Annotated in this window: 26 protein-coding genes; 1 reads left to right on the top strand and 25 read right to left on the bottom strand. The window is 63.1% G+C overall.

Features of this window, described 5'->3' with window-relative positions; all coding sequences use genetic code 11:
- Positions 1-282 precede the first annotated feature (282 nt).
- Complete coding sequence (locus C4B30_RS08520) at positions 283-1,095, top strand: hypothetical protein (RefSeq protein WP_105132368.1); 813 nt, start codon at positions 283-285, stop codon at positions 1,093-1,095.
- Here the strand turns inward: C4B30_RS08520 and C4B30_RS08515 are convergent.
- The 25 genes from C4B30_RS08515 to C4B30_RS08390 are packed head-to-tail and all read right to left on the bottom strand — an operon-like array spanning position 1,031 to position 20,626.
- Positions 1,031-1,552, bottom strand: coding sequence for a hypothetical protein (locus tag C4B30_RS08515; RefSeq protein ID WP_105132367.1), 522 nt, complete (start codon positions 1,550-1,552; stop codon positions 1,031-1,033). The two genes, C4B30_RS08520 and C4B30_RS08515, sit on opposite strands and share 65 nt — an antisense overlap.
- Before the next feature lie 13 nt (positions 1,553-1,565).
- Positions 1,566-2,909, bottom strand: a complete 1,344-nt coding sequence (locus C4B30_RS08510) for a phosphoribosylglycinamide synthetase C domain-containing protein (protein ID WP_105132366.1) — start codon at positions 2,907-2,909, stop codon at positions 1,566-1,568.
- Positions 2,906-4,489 (bottom strand): hypothetical protein, encoded by a 1,584-nt coding sequence (locus C4B30_RS08505; protein ID WP_158683440.1) that lies wholly within the window; start codon positions 4,487-4,489, stop codon positions 2,906-2,908. The genes C4B30_RS08510 and C4B30_RS08505 overlap by 4 nt, the downstream gene beginning before the upstream one ends.
- Positions 4,474-5,946: a hypothetical protein gene (locus tag C4B30_RS08500; RefSeq protein WP_158683438.1), complete on the bottom strand. Its 1,473-nt coding sequence runs from the start codon at positions 5,944-5,946 to the stop codon at positions 4,474-4,476. The genes C4B30_RS08505 and C4B30_RS08500 overlap by 16 nt, the downstream gene beginning before the upstream one ends.
- A 3-nt stretch (positions 5,947-5,949) precedes the next feature.
- Positions 5,950-6,951, bottom strand: a complete 1,002-nt coding sequence (locus C4B30_RS08495) for a hypothetical protein (protein WP_158683436.1) — start codon at positions 6,949-6,951, stop codon at positions 5,950-5,952.
- Between the two features lie 53 nt (positions 6,952-7,004).
- The gene (locus C4B30_RS08490) at positions 7,005-7,301 is read right to left on the bottom strand and encodes a hypothetical protein (protein WP_105132362.1); all 297 of its coding nucleotides are present in this window, start codon (positions 7,299-7,301) and stop codon (positions 7,005-7,007) included.
- Positions 7,298-7,864: an aspartyl/asparaginyl beta-hydroxylase domain-containing protein gene (locus tag C4B30_RS08485; protein WP_105132361.1), complete on the bottom strand. Its 567-nt coding sequence runs from the start codon at positions 7,862-7,864 to the stop codon at positions 7,298-7,300. The genes C4B30_RS08490 and C4B30_RS08485 overlap by 4 nt, the downstream gene beginning before the upstream one ends.
- Complete coding sequence (locus C4B30_RS35610; RefSeq protein ID WP_199779064.1) at positions 7,864-8,445, bottom strand: hypothetical protein; 582 nt, start codon at positions 8,443-8,445, stop codon at positions 7,864-7,866. The genes C4B30_RS08485 and C4B30_RS35610 overlap by 1 nt, the downstream gene beginning before the upstream one ends.
- Positions 8,445-8,933, bottom strand: a complete 489-nt coding sequence (locus C4B30_RS08475) for a glycoside hydrolase family 108 protein (protein ID WP_105132360.1) — start codon at positions 8,931-8,933, stop codon at positions 8,445-8,447. Before C4B30_RS08475 ends, C4B30_RS35610 begins: the two co-directional genes overlap by 1 nt.
- Entirely contained in the window at positions 8,930-9,148 is a 219-nt protein-coding gene (locus tag C4B30_RS08470) for a hypothetical protein (protein WP_155747200.1), read from the bottom strand. The genes C4B30_RS08475 and C4B30_RS08470 overlap by 4 nt, the downstream gene beginning before the upstream one ends.
- Positions 9,149-9,157: 9 nt before the next feature.
- Complete coding sequence (locus C4B30_RS08465; RefSeq protein WP_059549433.1) at positions 9,158-9,346, bottom strand: hypothetical protein; 189 nt, start codon at positions 9,344-9,346, stop codon at positions 9,158-9,160.
- A gap of 48 nt (positions 9,347-9,394) precedes the next feature.
- Positions 9,395-9,859 (bottom strand): hypothetical protein, encoded by a 465-nt coding sequence (locus C4B30_RS35245; RefSeq protein WP_158683434.1) that lies wholly within the window; start codon positions 9,857-9,859, stop codon positions 9,395-9,397.
- The gene (locus C4B30_RS08455; RefSeq protein WP_105132358.1) at positions 9,856-10,509 is read right to left on the bottom strand and encodes a tail fiber domain-containing protein; all 654 of its coding nucleotides are present in this window, start codon (positions 10,507-10,509) and stop codon (positions 9,856-9,858) included. Before C4B30_RS08455 ends, C4B30_RS35245 begins: the two co-directional genes overlap by 4 nt.
- Positions 10,510-10,512: 3 nt before the next feature.
- Positions 10,513-12,132, bottom strand: a complete 1,620-nt coding sequence (locus tag C4B30_RS08450) for a hypothetical protein (RefSeq protein ID WP_105132357.1) — start codon at positions 12,130-12,132, stop codon at positions 10,513-10,515.
- A 4-nt stretch (positions 12,133-12,136) separates the two neighbouring features.
- Positions 12,137-12,841 (bottom strand): hypothetical protein, encoded by a 705-nt coding sequence (locus C4B30_RS08445; protein ID WP_105132356.1) that lies wholly within the window; start codon positions 12,839-12,841, stop codon positions 12,137-12,139.
- A 1-nt stretch (position 12,842) separates the two neighbouring features.
- On the bottom strand, positions 12,843-13,268 hold the full coding sequence (locus C4B30_RS08440) for a hypothetical protein (protein WP_158683432.1): 426 nt from the start codon (positions 13,266-13,268) through the stop codon (positions 12,843-12,845).
- Between the two features lie 24 nt (positions 13,269-13,292).
- Positions 13,293-13,808 carry a hypothetical protein gene (locus C4B30_RS08435; protein ID WP_105132354.1) on the bottom strand — a complete coding sequence of 172 codons (516 nt, stop codon included), beginning with the start codon at positions 13,806-13,808 and terminating at the stop codon, positions 13,293-13,295.
- A 10-nt stretch (positions 13,809-13,818) separates the two neighbouring features.
- Positions 13,819-15,234, bottom strand: coding sequence for a N4-gp56 family major capsid protein (locus C4B30_RS08430; RefSeq protein WP_105132353.1), 1,416 nt, complete (start codon positions 15,232-15,234; stop codon positions 13,819-13,821).
- Between the two features lie 16 nt (positions 15,235-15,250).
- Positions 15,251-16,012: a hypothetical protein gene (locus C4B30_RS35240; protein WP_158683430.1), complete on the bottom strand. Its 762-nt coding sequence runs from the start codon at positions 16,010-16,012 to the stop codon at positions 15,251-15,253.
- Positions 16,013-16,020: 8 nt separating this feature from the next.
- Entirely contained in the window at positions 16,021-16,539 is a 519-nt protein-coding gene (locus C4B30_RS08415; RefSeq protein WP_158683428.1) for a hypothetical protein, read from the bottom strand.
- A 51-nt stretch (positions 16,540-16,590) separates the two neighbouring features.
- The gene (locus tag C4B30_RS08410) at positions 16,591-16,830 is read right to left on the bottom strand and encodes a hypothetical protein (RefSeq protein WP_105132349.1); all 240 of its coding nucleotides are present in this window, start codon (positions 16,828-16,830) and stop codon (positions 16,591-16,593) included.
- Positions 16,827-17,849 (bottom strand): hypothetical protein, encoded by a 1,023-nt coding sequence (locus tag C4B30_RS08405; RefSeq protein WP_105132348.1) that lies wholly within the window; start codon positions 17,847-17,849, stop codon positions 16,827-16,829. The genes C4B30_RS08410 and C4B30_RS08405 overlap by 4 nt, the downstream gene beginning before the upstream one ends.
- Entirely contained in the window at positions 17,846-18,103 is a 258-nt protein-coding gene (locus tag C4B30_RS08400) for a hypothetical protein (protein WP_105132347.1), read from the bottom strand. Before C4B30_RS08400 ends, C4B30_RS08405 begins: the two co-directional genes overlap by 4 nt.
- The gene (locus C4B30_RS08395) at positions 18,096-18,440 is read right to left on the bottom strand and encodes a M48 family metalloprotease (protein WP_105132346.1); all 345 of its coding nucleotides are present in this window, start codon (positions 18,438-18,440) and stop codon (positions 18,096-18,098) included. Before C4B30_RS08395 ends, C4B30_RS08400 begins: the two co-directional genes overlap by 8 nt.
- A complete protein-coding gene (locus C4B30_RS08390; protein WP_105132345.1) occupies positions 18,437-20,626 on the bottom strand; it encodes a hypothetical protein in 2,190 nt (729 codons plus the stop codon). Before C4B30_RS08390 ends, C4B30_RS08395 begins: the two co-directional genes overlap by 4 nt.
- Positions 20,627-20,629 lie beyond the last annotated feature (3 nt).

Here is a 20,629-nt window from a genome sequence, read left to right as displayed (position 1 = left end):
AACCTGTCGATTTTATGTCTCTTCGGCACAACAAATCGGCGGATTCCATCATCGCGCAAGGAGATCGTCATGGAAAAGAACTTCAGTGGGGCATTTCGTGTTTCGTTGGCCGTTGCTGTACTGCTCGCGTGTACCGCGTGCGGCGGCGGTGACGACCCCGGGTCTCTGGTAACGCGCAACGCAACGGCCGGCGGCCAAGTCGGCCCGGTGCTCCGGGCATGCGAGGCACCAGAGGCGCCCTGTCCGGCGTCGCAGGCAGCCGGACGCAAGTAGCAGACCGGAATGCAGCTCTATTCCACATCCGACACGGCTGCCTCGATCCGGAAGGCCTTCGCCGGATACACCCATGTGCTCGTGAACCGCGGGTACACGACGATCAAGCCAGTGTTCTTCAAGAGTGCGTCGATCGCCGATCTCCCCGTCTATATGTGGGCATGGTGGGATCGTGCGAGCGATGGACAGCTGGCGAGGTGGCGAGACAACGGTGGTGTATTGCTGGATCGCTACACGTATTCCGACCGGGCTGGTCCTGCCGACGTCCTCGTCTTCGTGGAATGCCCGATGACGATGGACCGGCTGACCCGCTCTCACGCCAATACCGCCGAATACACCGTGATTCCGGTCCCGCATACGTGGCGCGTACACGAGGAATGCATCGACCTGCGTACACCGCGCGGAGAGGACCTGCGCGCGATTTGGAGGGCATGCCACGGGCGACGATTGACGGACGAGCAACTTGAGTCCGAGACCGGCATTCCTCGCCAGTGCGTGACATATATGCGCAAGAGCCTGCGGCCCGTTGAGGAATGGGAAATTCGTCCACGGTTGGCGCCTGACGCGTCCGGATTGGTACCCGCTTGGGATTGGATCGGGTCCGGACGCACGGAGCCGAAGAAGGTGGCACGCGAAGAAGGTCACAAGGCCGCCATCAAGGAGATGGCGCGCCTCGGGCACATTTCCTTGACGAAGTGGCAGGTGTACCGAAGCGATGAACCCGATTGGGACTTGCTCGAACGAAAGCGCCTGCAGGCTATTGCTGATCTTGCTGAAGTTCGATCACTCGTTGAGTCGCTTCCCGACCATCTTCAAGCTTGACGACGGTCTGACGGATCTCTTTGATCCTGGGGGCGTTGGCGTGATACAGCTGGTTGAGCTCGGACAGAGCATGCTCGATCTCTCGATCGCCGACGGCGCGCTGTTCACCGCCTCGCAGGGCAATCGCAGCTTGCAGCTTGACCTTCGCCATCGCTGCACTGTCCTTGTGATTCATCGTCGCCAGACCGTGAAGTTCCTCAAGGCCGACCACTTTGTATGCGCGGGTGAGATCCGCCACTCGAGCATCAAACTGCTCGCTGCTCATGCGCGAGTAAGACGGATCGACCTTGACCTTCTCGATCGCCGCGGCGAATCCCTGAAGTTCAGCGGACGAGCGGATGTATCCGTCCAACTCGTGGGCGGTGCAGTCGAGCGTCGACGCAGCCAGGAAGATGTCTCCCTTGGCTTCGGTCAGGGCGGTCCTGATCGATTCTTCGGAGATCAAGCCGGCGCGCATGGATCGTCTCATTTCAGTAACTCAGCCCTTTCGCGTAGCCCATCTGCTGCAAGTCGGGCAGTTGCTTCTTCAGCCGCCCAACACCGATGTCCGTGCGGTAGAACGGGCTGTTCGGGATCTTCACCTTCTTGATCGCGCTGTAGGCCGACCGGCGTGCGCCAGTGATCGTCTCTCCGGTGCCCGTCGCGATCAGCACGTAATCGCCGGCCGTCACCGGGCCCGGCAGGTCAACCACCTTGCCGTTCACCTCCCGTGGCGCCGTGCCCATCATCACCTCGGAGAAGTGCAGGTGCTCCATGTCCTCGGCGCCGTAGATCGGGATGCCGCACAACTCCTTGTTCGTGATCTTCGAGTACGGGAAGTCGGGCAGCGCCATCAGGACCGAGATACATACCTCGTCCATGCGGATCTTCAACGTGTCGCGTCCCCGGATCTTGTCCGCCATCCACTGCGCCGGGTCACCCTCGATCAGCGCGGTCAGGTTGTGACGGATCGGCCAGCCGTCGCGCATCGTCCATTCGAGCGGATACGGGCCCTTCCCGTCAGTCGGGATCATGCAGTTCACGTCGACGTAACCGACATACCCGATCCGCTTCAGGTGATCGGTGGCGGGCTTCAGCACCTCGTCGGCTAGCTTCGATTGCCGGACGACGCGCACCGTGGTACCCATCTCGCCGGTATTCACGCCGAGGTCGCCGTTCATCAGCTTCTTGTTTTCCCAGTTCTCGACCCAGCCTCGCGACCAGCCGTCCGGGCCGAAGAAGCCGCCCACGGCCATCTCGATGCCGCTGATCTTCTCCTGCAAGATGAAGCCGTCCTTGCGCGCCGCCGACCTGTACTTGTCGATCTTGTTCCAGCGCCCGAGCATGTAGACCATGTCGGCCGCACTGTCGGCGACGTAGGACATCGCGCGCTCACCATCGCCCGACGGCTTCGACACGAACGCCTTGCCCTGCTTCTTCACGTAGGCGATCGCGGACTCGTAGTCGTGGAAAGTCTTGCCGGGGATGATGCGCATCCCGCACTCTTCCATGACCTTCTGCCCCACCTCGCGATCAAGCTCCCATTCGACGGCCGCCAAGTTGCAGCCGTAGATCGGGTACCCAATCCGGCGGTACGGCTCGAGCATGTCGAGGTAGCTGACGTTGTCGGGCGTGTAGATCAGGTCCGCCCAGCCGAGCCACTTCCGCCGCAGCTCGTCGTAGTCGCGGATCTTCGGCACGATGCCTTCGCCCGCATGACGATTGGTGCCGTCCGGGCGTGGCTTGTCGTACCAGAGGACCTGGTGCCCCCACTCCTGGCAGCGCATCAGCCAATCGAGGCAGTTCGAACCGACGTCGATCGCGAGGATTCTCATGGGGCAGGAGGCCGTTGGATTAGCAGGTCCGTCACTTCCGGGCCGAATCGGTTGTATGCTGCGGCGGCGGGCGCGGTCAGCGCCGCGGTGCCACCGGCAGCGAGCGAACCCACGGGGTGCGTCATCAGGTTTTGCAACAGTGAGCGCTCGGCTGTCCCACTCGACGGGCGCTCTTTCAGAAAGCGCTGTCCGATGTCCGCCAACAATCCCATCTGACCGGCAGTACCGCGCGCCATGGCGGATTTCCCCGCCGCATTTTTCGTCACTACACCAAGCAGCGCGGCCGGAGAAATATCCCCAGTCGACGACTTGGCAACGAGTGGTTCCAAGGTGCTGCCAATTGCATATTGGCGACGCGCTTCGTTGTACGCGTCCAGATCGGACTGGCTCATGTACTTAGCGCGTTCCTCAAGGAGATCGTCCTGAAGCCCGCGTAGAGCACTCCGCAAATCTCCGTTGGCTGTCTCGCGGATTTGCTTCGAGAGCGCGGTATTGATGCGCCGAAATACCGGACCAGGCATTTCCCGTGGTGTGGCGGTGCGCCCTCCACCGACAAGAGTGACAGGCTTTCCAGCGGCTTCATCGATCATTTGCGCGTATCGATTGACGACACCCCGCACTTCCGGCAACTGGTTCGCGCCGTTCTCCCGCAGCTTCGTGATGAACGACTGATCGATCGGCAACGGGTACTTCTCGGCGATGACGCCGATCGCGTTACCCGATCTATCCATAGCTTCAGAGAATGTCTTTCGGGTCAGCTTCTCGCCCTCGCCACCAATGGCGTTGACAAGGTGTGAATTGAAGACCTGTTGGTTGTGGTCGCGCACAGTCTTGCCGACGAACGGATTGTCTTGGGCCAGCTCACCAGCGCCGCGCGCATATTTGTTCCCGTACACCATATCTGGGGTAAGACGGAATCCCATTTGATGCGCTTCGCGCGCAAGCTGCAGCGTCTGCGGATCGACTTCCGGCAGCGCACTAGCAGCAGCGCGCGCGGCACCGCGGCCGACGGCACTCGAGCCAGCACGTGCGGCGCCGGCTGCGCCTTCACCCGTCGCGAGCACGCCGCGTGGCACTTCCGGGATCCGCGCGATCATCGCCGATTCGACCGGCAATCCCTGCAGCGCGTGCATCAGCCCCGAATTGCCAATTGCATCGATGTCATTTCGTCCGGCCTCGGTGCGCGGCTGGTACGTCAGTTTGCCGGCCAGGGCGGCACCCGCTCGGTCGCCTTCTTCGATGCCTTGTTGCGTGCCGTACTTGCCGCTCGTGAGCGTCTTGCCGATGCCATATGCGGCGCCCACGGGCGCGGCCAACGCACCGGTCACCGTTGACAGACCGGCCTCACCGAGCCCGACCGCGCTCTTGCCCAATCCGAGCAGGCGCTCTGCGATGGTATCGGCGTGCTTCGACGCCGGAGCCGGCGTCGGTCCATCAGGCGGCAAGCGATCGAGAGGCGCGACAGGAGCTCGCGGTGCCGCCGGCGCAGCGCCGCCGTACTTATCCCACGGTCCCGTAGCGGACGCGGCAGTGTCCTGCGCGTATTTCTCCCACGGGCCGGCCATTACATCTTCTCCCAATTGCTTTGCTTCGAAGGGTCCCCGCCTTTGAACCGATATCCGCCCTCGATCGTGCCGACCGCCGGCGCACCTTCACCGCGGCCGGAAATGCGAGCCTTCTGTTGTGCCTGCACTTCGGTCGGCGCCTGGCGCGCCGCCGACATTTCCTTTTCCATCATCGACAGCACCGCATTCAGCTGCTCCGGCGTGCTGGCGGTGGACAACAGCTCGCGTGCGTGCTCCTTGTCCGACACCGTCGGCACGCCGGTCGGGCTGATCGCGCGAGCATAGGCGTTCACCGACGTATTCAGCGCCGTGCCAAGCGCAACGACGCGCGGATCGCCGGTACCCGTTTGCGCTGCCTGCATCGCACGGTTCACGCCGGGGAACTCGGTACGCGGCAGCGCGGCGGATGCTTCGCGCACGAGCGGGAAAGTCTTCTGCGCTTCCGCAACGGCCATACCGATGTTCGCCGCGCGCGTAGCACCTGTGCGGGCCGCCGCTTTCTCGCCCTGGAATCCAGCATTCGCTGCGGCGATGTCCGCGCCGGTACCGCCCGCTTCGCGCTCCTGCCGCATCACCTCGCGGCGCAGCGCGATGATGTTCTTCGCGCCCTGCGCCCCACGACCGAGGTTCTGATAGACCGACGTATCGCCGGCGCGCGCCTGCTCCGCCAGAAACTTCAGGTCTTCCGGCGAGAACTTCGCATCGTCGCCCATTCCCATGGCGATCGTCTGTCGGCGAAGCGCAATCGATTCAGCGCGCAACGCGTTCGACTCGGCACGGGCCTGCCGGCGATCTTCGCGGTTCAAGGCGTTGTCCTCCGCGCGCTGATGCAACGAGTCGTAGCGCTCCTGCAGCTGCGCGATCTGCAGCTGGCGCGTGAACTGTTGCTGAATCTGCGCTGACTGCGCCTTCGCCTGCGAGTCGAGGATCGGCGTCAACTGCTGCAGGCCGGCCATCAGGTCCGCGCCGGACAGCCCCTGGTCCTTCAACACCTTGATGGCGTTGTCGAGCGTCAGCGGGCCGCCCGTCTGCTGCGGAGCACTGGGCGCGGCCGGGGGCGCCGGGATCTGCGCCGGCGAAGCCTGTGCGGGGCTGCCTGTCGTCGGCAGCGGCTGGAACGGCGGCAGCGGCGGTTTCCCCGGCGCGCCAGTGCCTCCGCCCATGCCCGGGGGCATCCCTGGTGGAAGCGGAGGCATCTGTCCTGCGGTCGACGGCTGCGCCGGCACGGAGGGCTGGCCCGGATTCGGCGGTTGGGGCGGCGGGGCCATCTGCGGCATGGACTGCTGTTGCCCAGCGAGTAGCTGCGGCAGCGCATTGCCTGCGGCGGTCAATGCGGCCTGCTGGCGTTGTCGCTCCTGCTGCTTCTGCTGAAAATCGGCGAGCTGCAGCTGCGCATACTGACGCCGCATGGCCTCTTCTTGCGCCTGCTGTTGGTACTGGAGGAAGTACGGAAGCCCTGCGAGTCCGGCCATGGCTTACCCCATCGTAAAACCGTACGAGTTGCCGCCACCCGAGTAATACGGGCTCGACGTGAACGCGCCGCTGAAATCCCCGCCGCTGAACGACCCGCTCGCAGGACTGAAGAAGTTCGAGAACGCGTTCTGCACCTGCGGATTGTTCCCGAGCCCCGAAATGCCCTGCGACACCAGACTGCCGAGCGCGCCCGCGCCCTGTGCTTGGCTCTGATACGGAACAGACTGGGCGCCCTGCCCGTAGTTCATGTACGGGATGATCGAGCCCATCACTCCTTCAGCCGGGCCGTACACGTTCGAATTAAGGAACGATCCGTAGGTGCCGGCCAGATTGCCCGGTACTGCTTCGAGCGACTGCGCGGTGCTGTACGGGATCGAGCCGCCAAGCAGGGTGTATTGCGGCGCCTGCGTTAGTGCGTTGGCGCCCGCCTCACCGTAACGACCCGCCGTGTTGGCCGCGCCGGAATACGCCTGCAGTCCCTGCGCCGCTCGCTGCAGCTGGTTGTTCTGCCAGTCGATGTTGAAGTTCGACAGCGCCTGATTCTGCACACCCGCGCCTGCCGCCGACGAGCCGAGCCCGTACATCGAGTTCGTCGCGCCCGTCTGCTGCGTGAGTTGGTTCAGAGTCCGGTCGTACAGTGCGTTCTGCGGGTCCAGACCCATCTGGTAGACGTTCTGCCCTGCGTTCAGCAGGTTGTTCTGTGTCGCCAGATCGAAGTTGCCTAGGTTCGTGAGCACGTTCCCAGCGTTTGTGTAGCCCTGGCCTGCCGCCGTGGCGGCATTCATGTAGCCCGGTGCATACGATTCATTTGCGCGAAGACCGCCCAGAAGCGAAGCCAGACCGTAAGGCTGAAGGTTGTTTCCGCTGTACGTGCCGTTGATGCTCGACAGCAGGTTCTGCCACGTCGTATCAGCCGTGTTGAGCCCGGTCGGGATGTAATAGGACGGTCCGCCGCTACCACCTCCGCTACCACCGGACGTGCCGGGAGACAGGGCGCTGCTCACGAGTCCACCCGCGACGCTTCCTACTACCCCGGCGGCTACTCCCCACGGCATGATCAGCTCCCTTGAATCAGCACTTCATCGATATTTTCTGGATCGGCGACATCGGTCGCGTGGATGCAGAACCACGTGATATCGGTGAGCGCCTGAATCCGATGCGCCTTTCCGGCCTTGATCTCTACGACACACGGCCCGTGGTAAACGCTCAACTCGCCGTCGAATTCGACCAGCGCCGATCCCGATCCGAGCAATCCAAAGTGGTCGTACACATGCTTGTGCGTCGACACTTCGTGGTCCTTTGCAAGGGTCATTTCGCGAACGTACACGCCCGCTGAAAAATGATGCTTGATCATCGTTCACACCGAATACAGGTGATGAGCGTGATCCGGTCCTCAGGACCTTCGTTGGCCACCTCATGCTCTTTCGTGTTGTCGAAGTACCAGACTTCGCCCGGAGCCATGACGACCCGTTCGTCCTCGACGCGGTTCCAGCACATCGGATTCGACTGCAGCACGACATAGAGCTTCGTGTTGAAGTGCTCGGCATGCCAGCCTTCATCAGCATGCGGCTCAATCCGGCCACCAGCCGGGATCTTCGTAATCAGTACCCCGCCGAGTCGAACGCCTTCTACGCGTGCCATCAGACCGAACACGATCGGTCTCGCCTGCGGCAGCATGTACCACTCCGGGTAGAAGATTGCGTCATGCGCGTCGTTGAACCCGGTGTAGTCACCCGCCGCCTTGTATGGTTTCTCGTCGTTGTAGCGCAGCCAGATATCTGACATGTCCGAGTGCGGCGTGCCCGGTGCGGTCTTGCGCACCTTATGGCGATTCCACAGGCCCGGCTGGCGCGCGATGGCGAGCAGCAGTGGTGCTGTATCAATGCCGGCGGCGATTCGGACGAGGTTGTTCATCATTACCCCCGGTTGTCCGTCGGGATCATTGGGTTGGCCTGCATCTTCCCGCGGAAGTAGCTAGCGATACCCAGGACAGGCGCCATCGTGGCCATTACCGCAGCCTCGGCACCAAGCATGCCTGGAAGTTGCGCCAGGATCGCCGGGTTCGCCTGAAAGAACATAACGCCCATGTACGCCCCGGCAACTGTCACGCCGGAGATCAACCCGAGCAACCCGAAACAGAAACCGACGAACGGACGCCAGCTGTACGTAGGCCAGTGATCGGCCTTCGCTTCGGCCTGGATCGACTGGTTAATCGACTGCGTGTTCGCCACGTCTGCGGCCAGCTCGGCCTTCGACAGGTCCGCGTCGATCTGCGCCAGTTGCGCCTGGTTGTCCAGCACAGCCTTCTGGAACGACATCGATAGGTTCGGGTCGGCCTGGATAGCCGCCAGAGCGGCGTCGGGCGCGGACTGGCCCGTGACGGTCTGAGCGATGCCAACGACCTTCGTGGCGACATCCTCGGCTTTCGAGCCGCCCAGCCACCCGGCGATCATCGGCGCAAACTGCGCGAGCGCCATCGCGATAGGGATCAGCGGCATTACTCCGCTCCTTTCCATAGGTTCTTGGCGATGCGGCGCGCCCAACCTCGACCGAAGTCCAGCCAGCGCTGCAAGGACGTGTAGTACTGCAGACGCAGCGAGTTCCAGCGAAGCAGAAAGCGCCATGGAGGCGTCGCCTGGATCGCGGCAATCGTCTTCGGACCCATCAGTCCGTCGACCGGGATACCGGCAGAACCCTGCATCCAGATCACGTAATGGCCGCCGTCGCCGTTGTAATGGGCATCGAAAATCTGAAACGCGATGCGCGGATCGAAGGAATCCAGGTGCAACGGATCCCAATACAGCTTCTTCGCGATCGTCTTCGCCGTCTCTCGTGGGAGCTGGTTCATCGGACCGAGATAGCCGGACGCGCGCGCGACCCGCGCGGTGATCCCCCACATCGTCTCGCCGCCTGGGTCGGCGGGATTGTTCGAATACCCGCCCTCGTTTCCCATCAGGGCTTCGAAAGCGTCGTCGAAGCTGCTCACAGCTTGCCCACCGCGTGCAGAATCTGTTCGACCTTCTGCTCGGCAGTGGCCTCGGCGTCGTTGACGATCGAGGTCACGCGCGACTCCAGGTCGGTGAGCTCCTTCGCCGCGTTGCCGAGGCCCACGATTTCCTCGACCTTGTCGACGAAGGCGCGACCGTCGTTGGCCAGCGCCTGGAAGCGCGCCTCGATGGCGGATTTGATCGATTCGAGCATGTCCATCTCCTAGAAGAACTTCTTCAGGCCACCGCCCGCCCCATAGGCGGCAACGGCGACCAGGGCGTACATGAAAACGCGCCACGCGAGACCGAGGATCCCGCGGCCGACGTTGAGTTGAAACCGCTGGGTGATGCCGCTTTCGATCTGCTCGGCAATCGCTTTGACGTCGTCTTCGGTGAGTGTCCGGTTTCCCATGTTTTCCCCGACAGTTGGTGCAGATGGTAGTTTTGTTTCCCGTCTCCGCTAATTCGACGGGGTGATGGTGAAATTGTCTGTAAAGCCGGCGCGCAAGATGTTCCCCGGGTTGCTGTTCACCTGCCATGAGGTCGAATTGACCTTCGGGAGCACCACCGATCCGCCAGTTGTGTTGTTCTTCAGAAGGATGTTGCCGCTCCAGTTGGGGGCGCTGCTGAACGCAATCGATACGGTCAGCCCCGGTAGGCCGCCTGTCGTCGCGCCGAGCTGCGATATCTGTCCGCGAAACCAGGGCGACGAAAACGGTGCGATGATGCCCCCGCCGCCGGCTGTAGCGGTCGCGTTTCCGGTGGCCGTGCCCGTTTGCCCGAGCAGGTTTGAGAAGCTGACGGGCGCTCCCGACTTACCAGCGAGCGCGAGCACCCACGGATGCTCAAGGTGCAGCGGGAGTGACAGCGTCAGCTCGCTGGCGATCTGCGACATCGACATCGGAAAGGATGCGGGCAGTGTCATTTGACCGGCTCCAGAAGCGCGCGTAGGCGCATCACTTCCTTCGCGAGCTCGACGCACGCGGTAAGCGCGGTCTGGCCATAGGCGACTGATAGCATCCCCTCCCCATCGGCCCGAACCGCCTCCGGTAGGAGCGTCTGCAGCGATTGCGCGCCCACGCCGACCTGACGAGCATCCGTGTCAGTTCGGGTGTATGTTCCACTGCGCAATGCAGCAAGCCTCTCGACAAAATCTTCGCCGAGCGGCTTCCAGTCCTTCTTGAGCCTCTCGTCCGATTCCGCAAGTAAATCGCCGGCCACCGTCACGTTTCCGGAATCGTCCATGGAAAGCAACGTCACCGTGTACGTGGTATTGATAATCTGGAACTGACCGGATTGCACTCGAATCGTCTTGTTTGGAGTCAGTGCACCATTACCCTGAAGGGTAATCCCGGCGCCATTACTATCGCCGGCGGCGGCGAGAGTAAGGAGTTGAGGAGGGTTACCGACCGCGGTGATGGTGACCGAGTTCACGGATAACGACTGCACGTCTGCCGGCATCGCATTCGCGTTGACCTGGTTCGCTATGTAATTGAGATCGGACATGACCTGCGACGCGTCGGCGGTCGTGCCGTTCTGCAGCGTGACAGGCAAATTGCCGATGATGTTGGCCATGGTTCACCCCTGATTGGTGTAGCCGGCGTCCTGATACCGGGCGAAAAAAGTGCCGATCTTAACGGCGTTCACTGGCGTCACCTGGACGTCGATCGACATCTTCTGGAACACGAGTGCTCGAGGCCACGGAACGGTATAGACATGCGGAAAGCTGGCATTCGCCGACCAGTTACCGGCACCCCAGTTGAAGCCGCCCCACTGATTGCCGGACGAAGGCGTCGTCACGAACGTGGTGCCGAGCGTCGTCAACTGATCGTTCAGTGCGGTCAGGTTGAACTGCCCCTGCAAGCCGGTCGACGCCAACTCGATCGTCGACTCGACGACCTGCACCTGCTGCATATGCCCGGTCTTCGGGAAATTCGACGACTGCAGGTGGCAGACGATCGACGTACCAGCGTCCTGATACGAGGAATTCGACGTGGGGATCGTCGTGCTCACGAAGAGAGCCGCACCCTGCGCCGCGCTGGACAGAACGAACGACTCGCCGAACTGCGCCGCGCAGTCGTAGGCGAACGTGTGCGGTCCGTTCCAGCGCTTGCGCCGGATGTCGTACCAGTAGTCGTTGGTCTGCTGCTGCCCCTGGATCAGGGTCGGCACGCAGGTGCGATAGGTATTGCCCGCGAACGCCGCGGCGATGCGCGACGGCTGCGTGGTGTTCTGGAATGGCACCTGCAGGTCCGCCGGGAAATCCGTGCCGGGCCGACTCGACAGCGGCACCAGTGTCCCAAGGAAGTTCAGGATGTACGGCGCGTCGATGCCGGCGAAGAAGATGCCGAACGGGCCCTGCACGACGCTGCGCGGCGAAACGCATCCCGTCGTCAGCGAAATGTAGTTCAGCGCAAGATTGTTCGTTGCTGGATCGCCGGTGACCTGCCAGACCTGACCAGCCTTGAATACCACCAGCGCGCCAATCACGCCCGCCGACGTCGTCTGGATCGGCAGGCCCGACTGTGCGGTGATCGGAGTCGTGTCGCCGATCGTCACGGCCTGTGACGCGTTTGTGCGCGTGAGCGGAACCAGCGGGTCGCTGAAGTTCAGCACGTTGCCGACCGAGAAGTAGGCGCGGTTGTTGAAGTTCGCGACCGACGTCGGCACGGCGGTGAGCGGGTTCGTTGCGAGGTTCGACGACGACCAGGCCGGCGCGGCGGGATTCGAGACGTCGATCACGCCGAAGAAGTTCGTGCTCAGACCGCTGAACCCCGGGTGCGTGATCAGGATCTTGGTTCCCACGACTGCCATCGTCGGAGATGTCCATGCCCCGCTCGTAGCCGGCGACGACGGCACGTTCGCTGACGTCACCCCGCTGATTGTGATGAACGAGCTCGTCAGCAGGTTGAACGCGAACGGCTCGTCGAATCCCGCGTTGCGGGCCGTCGACACCATCCCGTACGCGACGGTGCCGATCACCGTGTGCACGGGGACGTACGTCGGCGAAGTGAAGCCGCTGAACGTCGTGGCCGCGGCGCCAACGCCAGGTCGCGCGACGATGAGTTCCGGATTGCCCTGATCGAACACGAGGTTGGTCAGGAGCTGGCACGCGCCGGCGAAGGCGTCCGTGGCGTCGAACGCATCGCAGAGGCCCTTCGGCGTGAAGCGGACCGGCTTCGCGTTGCGGATAGCCATGGCCCTAGTCCGTGATCTTCGTCGGCTTCAGCGTGCGATTCGTATGGAAGCGCCGCGGGTCGAGTCGCACCGACTTGACGACCTGCTGCTCGTCGCCCTCCATGATTAGGTGCGTGCGCAGCATCGCCTCGCACTGCGCGCGAAACGAGTCTTGACGGGCGTCGTCCGTCTCGCTCATCAGCTCCGCGGCCGTGGCCTTGATCAGGTAGTTCTGGTCCGGAAACCACGGGATAACGGCCGACGATTCGGGCGTCGTGATGTCCGGTTGCTTCACCATATACCGATGCGTCAGAACAATCTGCCCGGACGACTGCGGATAAATGAAAAGCTGTCCCGCCGATTGGTTCGCCTGCGCCGTCGTTTCGTCGTACAGCAGCGTCATGTACTCGTACGGGTAGTTCGCGATCGAGGGGTCCTTGAACTCCTGGTCCCACTCTTCCGGCGAAATCGGGTGCAAAAAATACGGCAGGTTGTTCTGCTGGAAGAACAGGTCGTACGGCCGCAGGTAGTTCAGCGGCAACGTGAACGGCCCGTAGTTGTTCGCCTGCACGGTGATGAATTCGGTGACCCGGTTGATCTTCAGTTCACGATGCAGCCAGAGGTCCTCCAGGACCATGTTCAGATAGACGCCGCCTTGCGACAGCCAGCCGGGGGCTTTCGCAATCGCGCATGCGCGCGCGACGATCTGTTGGGCCTGGAGGTAGGCCATTTCACGCCCCCGCGCGCGCGTCGGCGATCTTCTTGCGTGCCTTCTCGAGCTCGGCCTCGATGCCCTTCAGTTGAAGCGGGGCGTTCTTCAGATTCGCCTGCTCCTGGCTCGACAGCGCTTTCGAGCCCGCCCTGCCGGCCTGCTTGTCCTTGTTGCGCTGAAGGAGGTCTGCATAGGCGCGCTCGATATCTTCGCGTGCCTTCTCGATCTGTTCGATTCGAGCTTGGAGCACCGGGATTTCGAGCATGCGCTGCTGTCGTTCGAGCGCCTCGCGCACGGTATCCATTCGGGCGTCGAGCGAGGCTTTGTCCTCGCCCTCGACCAGATAACCGCTGGCCGAGATCTGCGCCTGATTCGGCGCCGGGAGAGTGATCGTGAAGTTGCCGATCACCGTTGCAGCCGTAACTTCCTGAGAGGCTTGCGACATAGTCTTCCTTTCGTGGGTGGGGAATTACGATCGTGCCCAGGCCGGCACGGGGCCGCCTCCGAGCACCTTGTTCTGTGCCTGCCGGTATGGGTTGAACGCGTGACCGTTGATGTCGTTCTCGTGCACCCAGGTGCGCGCGACCATTTCCTTGATCGAGCGCAGGGTGTCCGTGTCGAACTTGTACGTGTGGCCGTGCAAGTACGGCGTGCCGTTGATCTTCAGGTGCTCGCCGCCGCACGGCGCGAGATCGATGCGGTACCACCAGAGATCCGTCTCGCCGTCTTCAGCCTTGCCGGCGAAACGCTCGACGACGCCCGACGTCATCAGCGCCGACTGCGCCTGCGCGGACAGGCGAGCCGATTCCTCCTCGGCGATGTCCTTCGCGGCGCCCAACTTGGCATTTTCAGCTTCGAGCGCTTTGATGCGCTCGAGAAGGTCTTCGCGGCTTTCTTCGACCGGTGCAGCACCGCCGAGCAATTCGTCGGCATCAGCCGACCCCGGAGCCGGTTTGCCCGGCTCCTGCGAGTTACGTGCGGCCATCAGTTACTCCTTACGGGGTGGTCACGGTACCGCCCTGGTAGCCCGGCGCGAATGTGGAGCCACATTCGACGCGGGCCAGGAAGGCCGTGTTGAGCAGGATCGAGCCGTAGAACACCTTCCACGACACGACCCGGGTTTGGTTCAGCGGATCCGACTTGTCGGCGCCCGTCAGGTAGTGGAACTCGGGGTTCTCGAGCAGCACCTGGCCGTAGCTGTGGTTGCCGATGAACAGCACCGGGAACACCGACACGCCGTTTGCGGGCGCGGCCGGCGGCGTCTGCGTGACGCCGATCCCCGTCAGCGTGACCGTCTGGTTCGGTTGCAGCTGCGTCGCCTGGCCGGCGAGCACGCCGGTCACCGGAACGCCATTGCCGATCGCCGTGGCGAGGTTGGCCGGGTTCGAGGTCGTCCCGATGTACACGTTGAACACGTAGTTCGGGAACGACGGCAGGGTCACCGAGATCGAGCCCGTCGGGCCCGTGACGCTGATCGACGACGACACCTGGTAGATCGTCTGCTCGACCGACGTCAGAGCCGGCGCGGCCGTCACCTGAATGTAGTACGTGCCCGTCGCGAGCTGACCGCCCGACGTCGACGCGGAGCCGTTGATAGCAGCAGCGCCCGTCCAGTACGGCATCATGTTCGTTTCGCAGTAGCGGATCCCGCCGAAGTCGCCGAGCTCGTTGTTGTAGAGTCGGTTGACGTCGCTGTAAGCCCAGGCTTGCTGCACCGACGAGTTCTCGCGCATGTCCTGCGCCGAGAACGGGCTGATCAGCGCCACGTAGTGCTGCTTGACGCGCGGTGTCTGCGACGGATCGCGGTACGCGCCCGCCTCGATCATCATGTCTTCGCGCTCGTCGCCGTTGAAGCGCGGCACGCCGTACGCCGCCATCGAAGCGAACAGGCGGTTCGATTCGTGCGGCGACATCACGTTCGACGCCGTCAGTGCAGCGCGGTTTGCGGCGCCGCCGGCGTAGTTCACCTGCGGCGAAGACAGCAACGTGTTCAGCGTGTTGCGCTCGAGCGTTTCCGGCATCTGCAGCGATACCAGCTCGCAGGCTTGCTGGAACAGCGGGTGCTTGATCGTGAGGTTCGCCACATCGGTGATGATGACGCGGTCACCCCACTGCTGCGCGGTGGCGCTGACCTGTTGCAGCGTCATCGCCTCGCCCGGGGGCGCGACGCCCTCCTGCAGTGGTGCGTACGGCAGCGGCAGGCGCTGATAACGTGACGCGGTGTACGTCGTGCCACGGTTCGTGTCGAGCTTGAGCGGCTTGCCGAACTGGTACGCAACCAGCTGGCGCCGCGCGAGCGGCTCGACCTCTTCCTGGATGTACGCTTCGACGTCGGACGTGAAGCTCGACGACTGGTTCGTCACCCCGGGGAACATGAAGCCCGTCAGGAGGGCCAGAATTTTCGTCAGCATGGTGTCCTCGTGCTGGTCAGATGTTCACGTCGGCCAGCCGCGCGGCGCGCTTCTGGTGTTCGGTTTGCCCGCGCGCCGGCGGCACCGTCGAGCGCACGCCCGGCGTCTTGCCGCGAGGAACGTCCGCAGCGGGCGCCTTGGATTTCGCCTTTGGCTTCAGCTTGCCGTCCGCGATGTCCTTGCCGAGCATGTAGTAGTAGACCGCCTCGCGGGAGGCATTCCGGCCCGCGCGGCGTTCGTCCTGCACGGCCTGCTCGACGCGATCGCGATAGCGCGCGCGGTGCGGGTCGCTGGCGATCTTCGACTCGAATAGCGTCTGGTCGCGGAGATCCTGCGCCTGAAACAGCGCCGCTTGTGCTGCCTGTTGGCTCTGGCGCAACGTCCGGTTCGACTGGATCTGCCAGCGTTCCATCGGATCGAGATTCGGATCGCGGAGGCGCTCTTCTTCACGCTGGAATTCGGTATCGGTGACGGGCGCGGTTGGTGCGGTCGTGCGCGACGCATCGACCATACGACCACGGCGCTCTACTTCCGCTTCGAGCGCGGCAAGCCGTTCGGCATCGGCGGTCCCGCGACGGGCAGGCGCTGTCGGCTCGACGAAATCGAAGTCGACATCGAGCTCCGCAGCATCAGCATCGGGATCGCCAGCGCCAGAATCAGCGCCGCCAGCAGCATCAGCGCCAGCGTCGCCACCCCCAGCATCGCCACCAAGATCCGCCGCATCGTCGTCGACGCCGGGAAACAGAAAACCGAGAAGTCGCTGCAGGAGCTTGCTCATGGTCGCCCTTACGATTGCGTGCCCGTACCGACCGCCTGGAGCGTTGCGGTCGTCGCGCTGGTGATGGTGACGATGAAATCGCGCCAGGTGTTCTGCGCGATCGACATAGTTCCGCCGAGCGTCCAGCCGGTGTTCGTGGTCACCGTCCAGGCGAAGGCGCCGCTCGAGCTGTTGATGACGCGCAGCTGGAAACTAAGGCCGACGGGTGCGTTCTGCACGACGGTCGGAAGCTGTGCGAGCAAAGCGGCAACAGTGGGCAACTGCGCGTTCGCGCCAGCGCCGAGCGTGCCGGTGAGGTTCAGGAAGTTCTGCGCGGCTCCGGCGATCTGCGCGGCGCCCAGCGTGAAGCCGGATGTGTTCGCTGCGACGTTGTAGCCGGTTTCCTGGAACGGGTTCATGCCGAGAACCGCATTGGCCAGACCGATCTGATCGGGCATCGCACCATTGTCCGGAATGTTCGGCGGGTTGCCGGCGCCGACTGCCGGGAAGACGAGGCCGATGAGATGGGCCAGAATGGTTTTGCGCACGATGATCTCCTGATCAGGGTTCCGCACTTTTTATTCCAGTTTCCCTTCCCGTCAAACTCCCCGAAGCAAGTAGAACGTGAAGTCGACCGGTGACCAGTCTCGATCCATTGATTGCTGCAATTGGCCTGCGACCGACACGACTTTTTCGAAGCCACTCTCGAATCCGCCAGGGATGATCGCGACCACTAGATCACCGATCTGCAGGCCGGCAATGTTCAGGCCGCCGGGTTCCGACAGACCTTGGCACGTCGCTTTGATGACCGTCGCGCCGGCCGAATTGAACGTACTCATCGAACTCTCCGATAGCGAATCGCGCCGCTTGCCTGCATGGTGCTCGTCGCAAACGTCGCGTTGCAGACGAGGTAGACCGTCGTTCCGGTCGATACATTGACGCGCGTCACCGGAGCGGCAACGCTAACGGCAATTCCTCCCGCGACGCTGACACCGATAAGCTGCCCCGCGTTACTGACACCCGTGGCCAACGTGCCGAACGTAGCGGACGTTGTGTTGACGCCAGCCGTGACCGAACTCGTTGTTGTGGTTCCGGCTGGATTAGTCGTAACGATCCCGGTTACGTCCCAGTCTCCGGCTGCCAAGGAGACGGAATCGCAATTGGTCGTTGTGCCGCTGGTGAGTGCCGTGTTCTGGGTCGAGTGAACGTTGTATTCACCAACACTGCCCGCATTCGCGTTGTCTGCGAGCGTCGTGCCGATGATGCCGCCAGTCGTTTGCGGCGTAATCGCACTTGTAAATGTCAGGCCTGCAACGCTCGTGCCGAATGCCGGATCGGCACCCGTCGAGCCGACGAGAACCTGGCCCGTAGTCCCGACCGCGAGCTGGTTGATCGCGGCCGTTCCTTCGCCAACCAGAATCCCGTGTGTGGTGAGCGTCTGCCGCCCCGTGCCGCCCTGGGCAACTGAAAGTGCAGTGGTGAGACCTGACAGGCTTGTGATATTGGCGTTCGCCCCCGAAGTCGCGATCGACGAATTGCACTGGAATCCCGACCCGTTCGTCCACTGAAGCGCCTGCGCAGCGCCGTTGCACCCAGCGACTGTAATCGCGGTCGGCGTTGCGCTCGAGGAAGTCGCATTGCCGATGATGGTATTCGCAGCCTGTGCGGCGAGGTTCGGTAGGCCGACCTTCCCCGTAGCCGTGAAAGTTCCCGTCGCTGTAAACGCGCCACTGACGGTGGCGTTATTGAGAGACGCAGTGCCTTGGCTCGTGACGTTGTTGTATGTCGGCGACGGATAATTCTGCGCGAGCGCGGCCGAGCAAACCAGCGCGAGCAGACCAGCGAAAATCTTCTTCATGGTTGTACCTGTGCGAGAGTGCCGCCATCGTTCCAAAGTGCCCCAACCGGGAGGCCCGTCATATTGGTCGGCAGACTGTTGAACCAGGCGAGCATCGCGGCGGCGAACTGCGGACTGGCGCCGTTGCCGAGCACGTTCAGCGCAGTCGTCATCTGACTTGCGAGCTGATTTATCGCGGTCTGGATCTCGTTCGGCGGGACGTCCTTGCCTTCCGCCTTGACCTGATAAGGCGAGATGAAAAATGCGTCAGCCATGGAGCGCCTCCAGCCTTTCCTGTGAGCTCGGATGCAGCGCGCTGCCCGGATGCGGGTGCCGTCGCAGGAACATACGCATGCCTGCGGCCAGCCCCTGCTCCTTCACGTACTGATCCGCCGCCAGCTCTTGCTCGCGCACGCGCGCGAAGACCCATTCCGGGCGAAAGATCAGCTGCAGCGTCAGCAGCCACCACAGGCGTCGCCACGGATCGCGCCGGATCAGATGCGCGCGCTCATGTGCGATCACGGCGTCCTTCTCGATCGCGGACAGCGACCGGAAGAAGATGCCGGTCTGGATGGTTCCCCACGGCGTGCACCGGGCCACGAAGCGTTTCATCGCGGCCCCGCCATCGGCGATGCAATTTGATCGGGATGAATCATGCCGGCCGGCCCTTGCGGCCGCGGCTGGCCGGGCTGCGCGCCGGGGCGCGGCGTGCCCGCGACACCTGGCCCTGTGCCACCGGGCACGCCCGGCTGTCCTTGCGGAGGCTTCGGTGCCTGTTGCGCCTGGAGCTTGGCCTGCATGGCTTGCTGGTGTTGCTGCACGTGCGCGCGGAACAGGCCAGACGGATCACCAGTGAGCTGCGCGGCCTGCAGGTGTGCGGCGATGTGCGCACGGTCGTCATCGGCCTGGTGGATCTCGGCCGGCAGACCGTTGTGCATCATCAGGTTCTCGTCCTGCGGATCGAGGTGGAACAGATTCCGCTCGTCGATCAGGATGCGCGGCGCGACCTCGGGCCCGAAGATCTGCTCGGTGCCGTACTCAAGGATCGGCCCGATGTTCAGGCGCCGGCCGTCGAGCTGTTGCGGCGGGATACCGCGCAAGACGTTCATCCACGAAATCATCTGCTGCATGCGCTGCAGGTTCTGTTGGTATGACGTGCCGCACCAGCGGAAGAAGTAGCGCTCGCCGAACGCCTGCGGCGGGATGGTCTGCAGGTTGGCGCGCGCGCCGATCTCGCCGAGCACTTCGACGGTCAGCTCCTCAGTACGGAACTGCCGGTCGAGCTCGAATATCCATTCAACCAGCGGATTGAGGATGACTTCCTCGTACCGCTTCGCGTTGTCGATGATGTTGGATTCTTGCGCCTGCGCCTGCGCGGCCATCTGCGCCTGATTCTTCCGGCCGGCGGGCATCTTCCCGAGCATGGCGTCGTTGACGTCCATCGACTCGTTGATTTCCTGCTTGATGCCCTGGCAGAGCATCATTGCGTCCTTATAGAGGGCCGGGAAGTTTGCGAATTTCGTCTTGTTCGGGTCCGTCAGCCACACCGCGGCGAGGCCCACCACCATCGACTGGTAGTTCGGGCTCGACAGCGGGTCGACCATGGTGATCGGCAGCAGGCTGTATTGCGCCGAATCCTGCCCCATGTTCCAGTAGTCGTTCAGGTTCCACTGCAGGAACTTGACCGGCTCGATCTTCGAAATCCCGAAGAACGAGCCCGTGATGCGCTCGATCGGAGCCGAGATAATCGGCCGTTTGCCCGACCAGAATGGGTTGCGAATGATCCCCAGGATCACATCCTGCCCGGCGAAGTACACGAAGCACGGTTCTTTTCCGTTGCCGAGATCCAGGTTCGTGTGGACCTCGTAGATCAGCGCGTACTTGAACGTGCCTTCCGTGCGGATGCCGGCGTCGCCGGTGCGCTTCTTCGGCGGAACATATTTCTCGCGGCCGCCGTCCGGCTTTGCGAGGTTGTCGATCAGTTCCTTCGCCTCGACGCCGACGAAGACGCCCTCGTCGACGAACCGTTCCACCGCATCGATCGTCAGGCGCAGCCGGATCGCGGTCGCAGTGGCCTTCTCGATGTCGTTGCAGGTCGGTGGATAGACGGCCAGGTCCTCCGTGGCGAACTGAACGATGTCCGGACCTTCGGTCGTGACGTCTTTCGATTCCTTTTCCCAGTCCCAGTCGTCGTCGTCCGCGGCCAGGTCTTCGACCTCCCCGCCCAGTTCATGGTCTTCGAGAATCGGCGGCTTCTTGATCAGTTCGGTGATCCGACGCTGCGTGCGCGACCAGTCGACGTAGAGGTTCCATTGCCCCGTCACGTCGCCCGCGATCAGGTCCGCGCGGACGACATCCTTGATTGCGGCCGAGCGAATGTAATGCTCGAGCAGGCTGATCTGCGCGAACGGGATATTGCCGTCCGGTCCGGTCGCGCCGACATGCTTGTGGTTCACGGGGAAAAGTTGCGCCAGCGTGCGCTTCACGCGCGCGTTGACGGCGTTGCGCACGGCCGGGATGTAGCACTGGGAGTTGCCGGAGTACTGCTGATTCTCGTCCGGTTGGGCGTTGTAGATGGACCAGTACTCCTCGCAGCGGTCCATCTGCTCCTGCTTGTTCTGGTAGCACTTCGCGATCTTCGGATACAGCGTCGCCGCTTCAGTGTAGGCGTCGGAATCGGGCTGATCGGCCCAGTTCTCGATCTCTTCGCCGATCTTCTCAGCGTCGAGCGCCCGCGCGTCCAGAGTTTCGACCGCGGGCTTGTCGTCCTGCTTTTTCGGCTTCTTCGGGCGGGCCATGGA

The organism is Burkholderia sp. BE12 (genome assembly GCF_002959955.1).
In the GTDB taxonomy this organism is placed as follows: Bacteria; Pseudomonadota; Gammaproteobacteria; order Burkholderiales; family Burkholderiaceae; genus Burkholderia.
The sequence above is the reverse complement of the archived record's forward strand: the minus strand, read 5'-3'. Positions and strand labels throughout refer to the sequence as shown.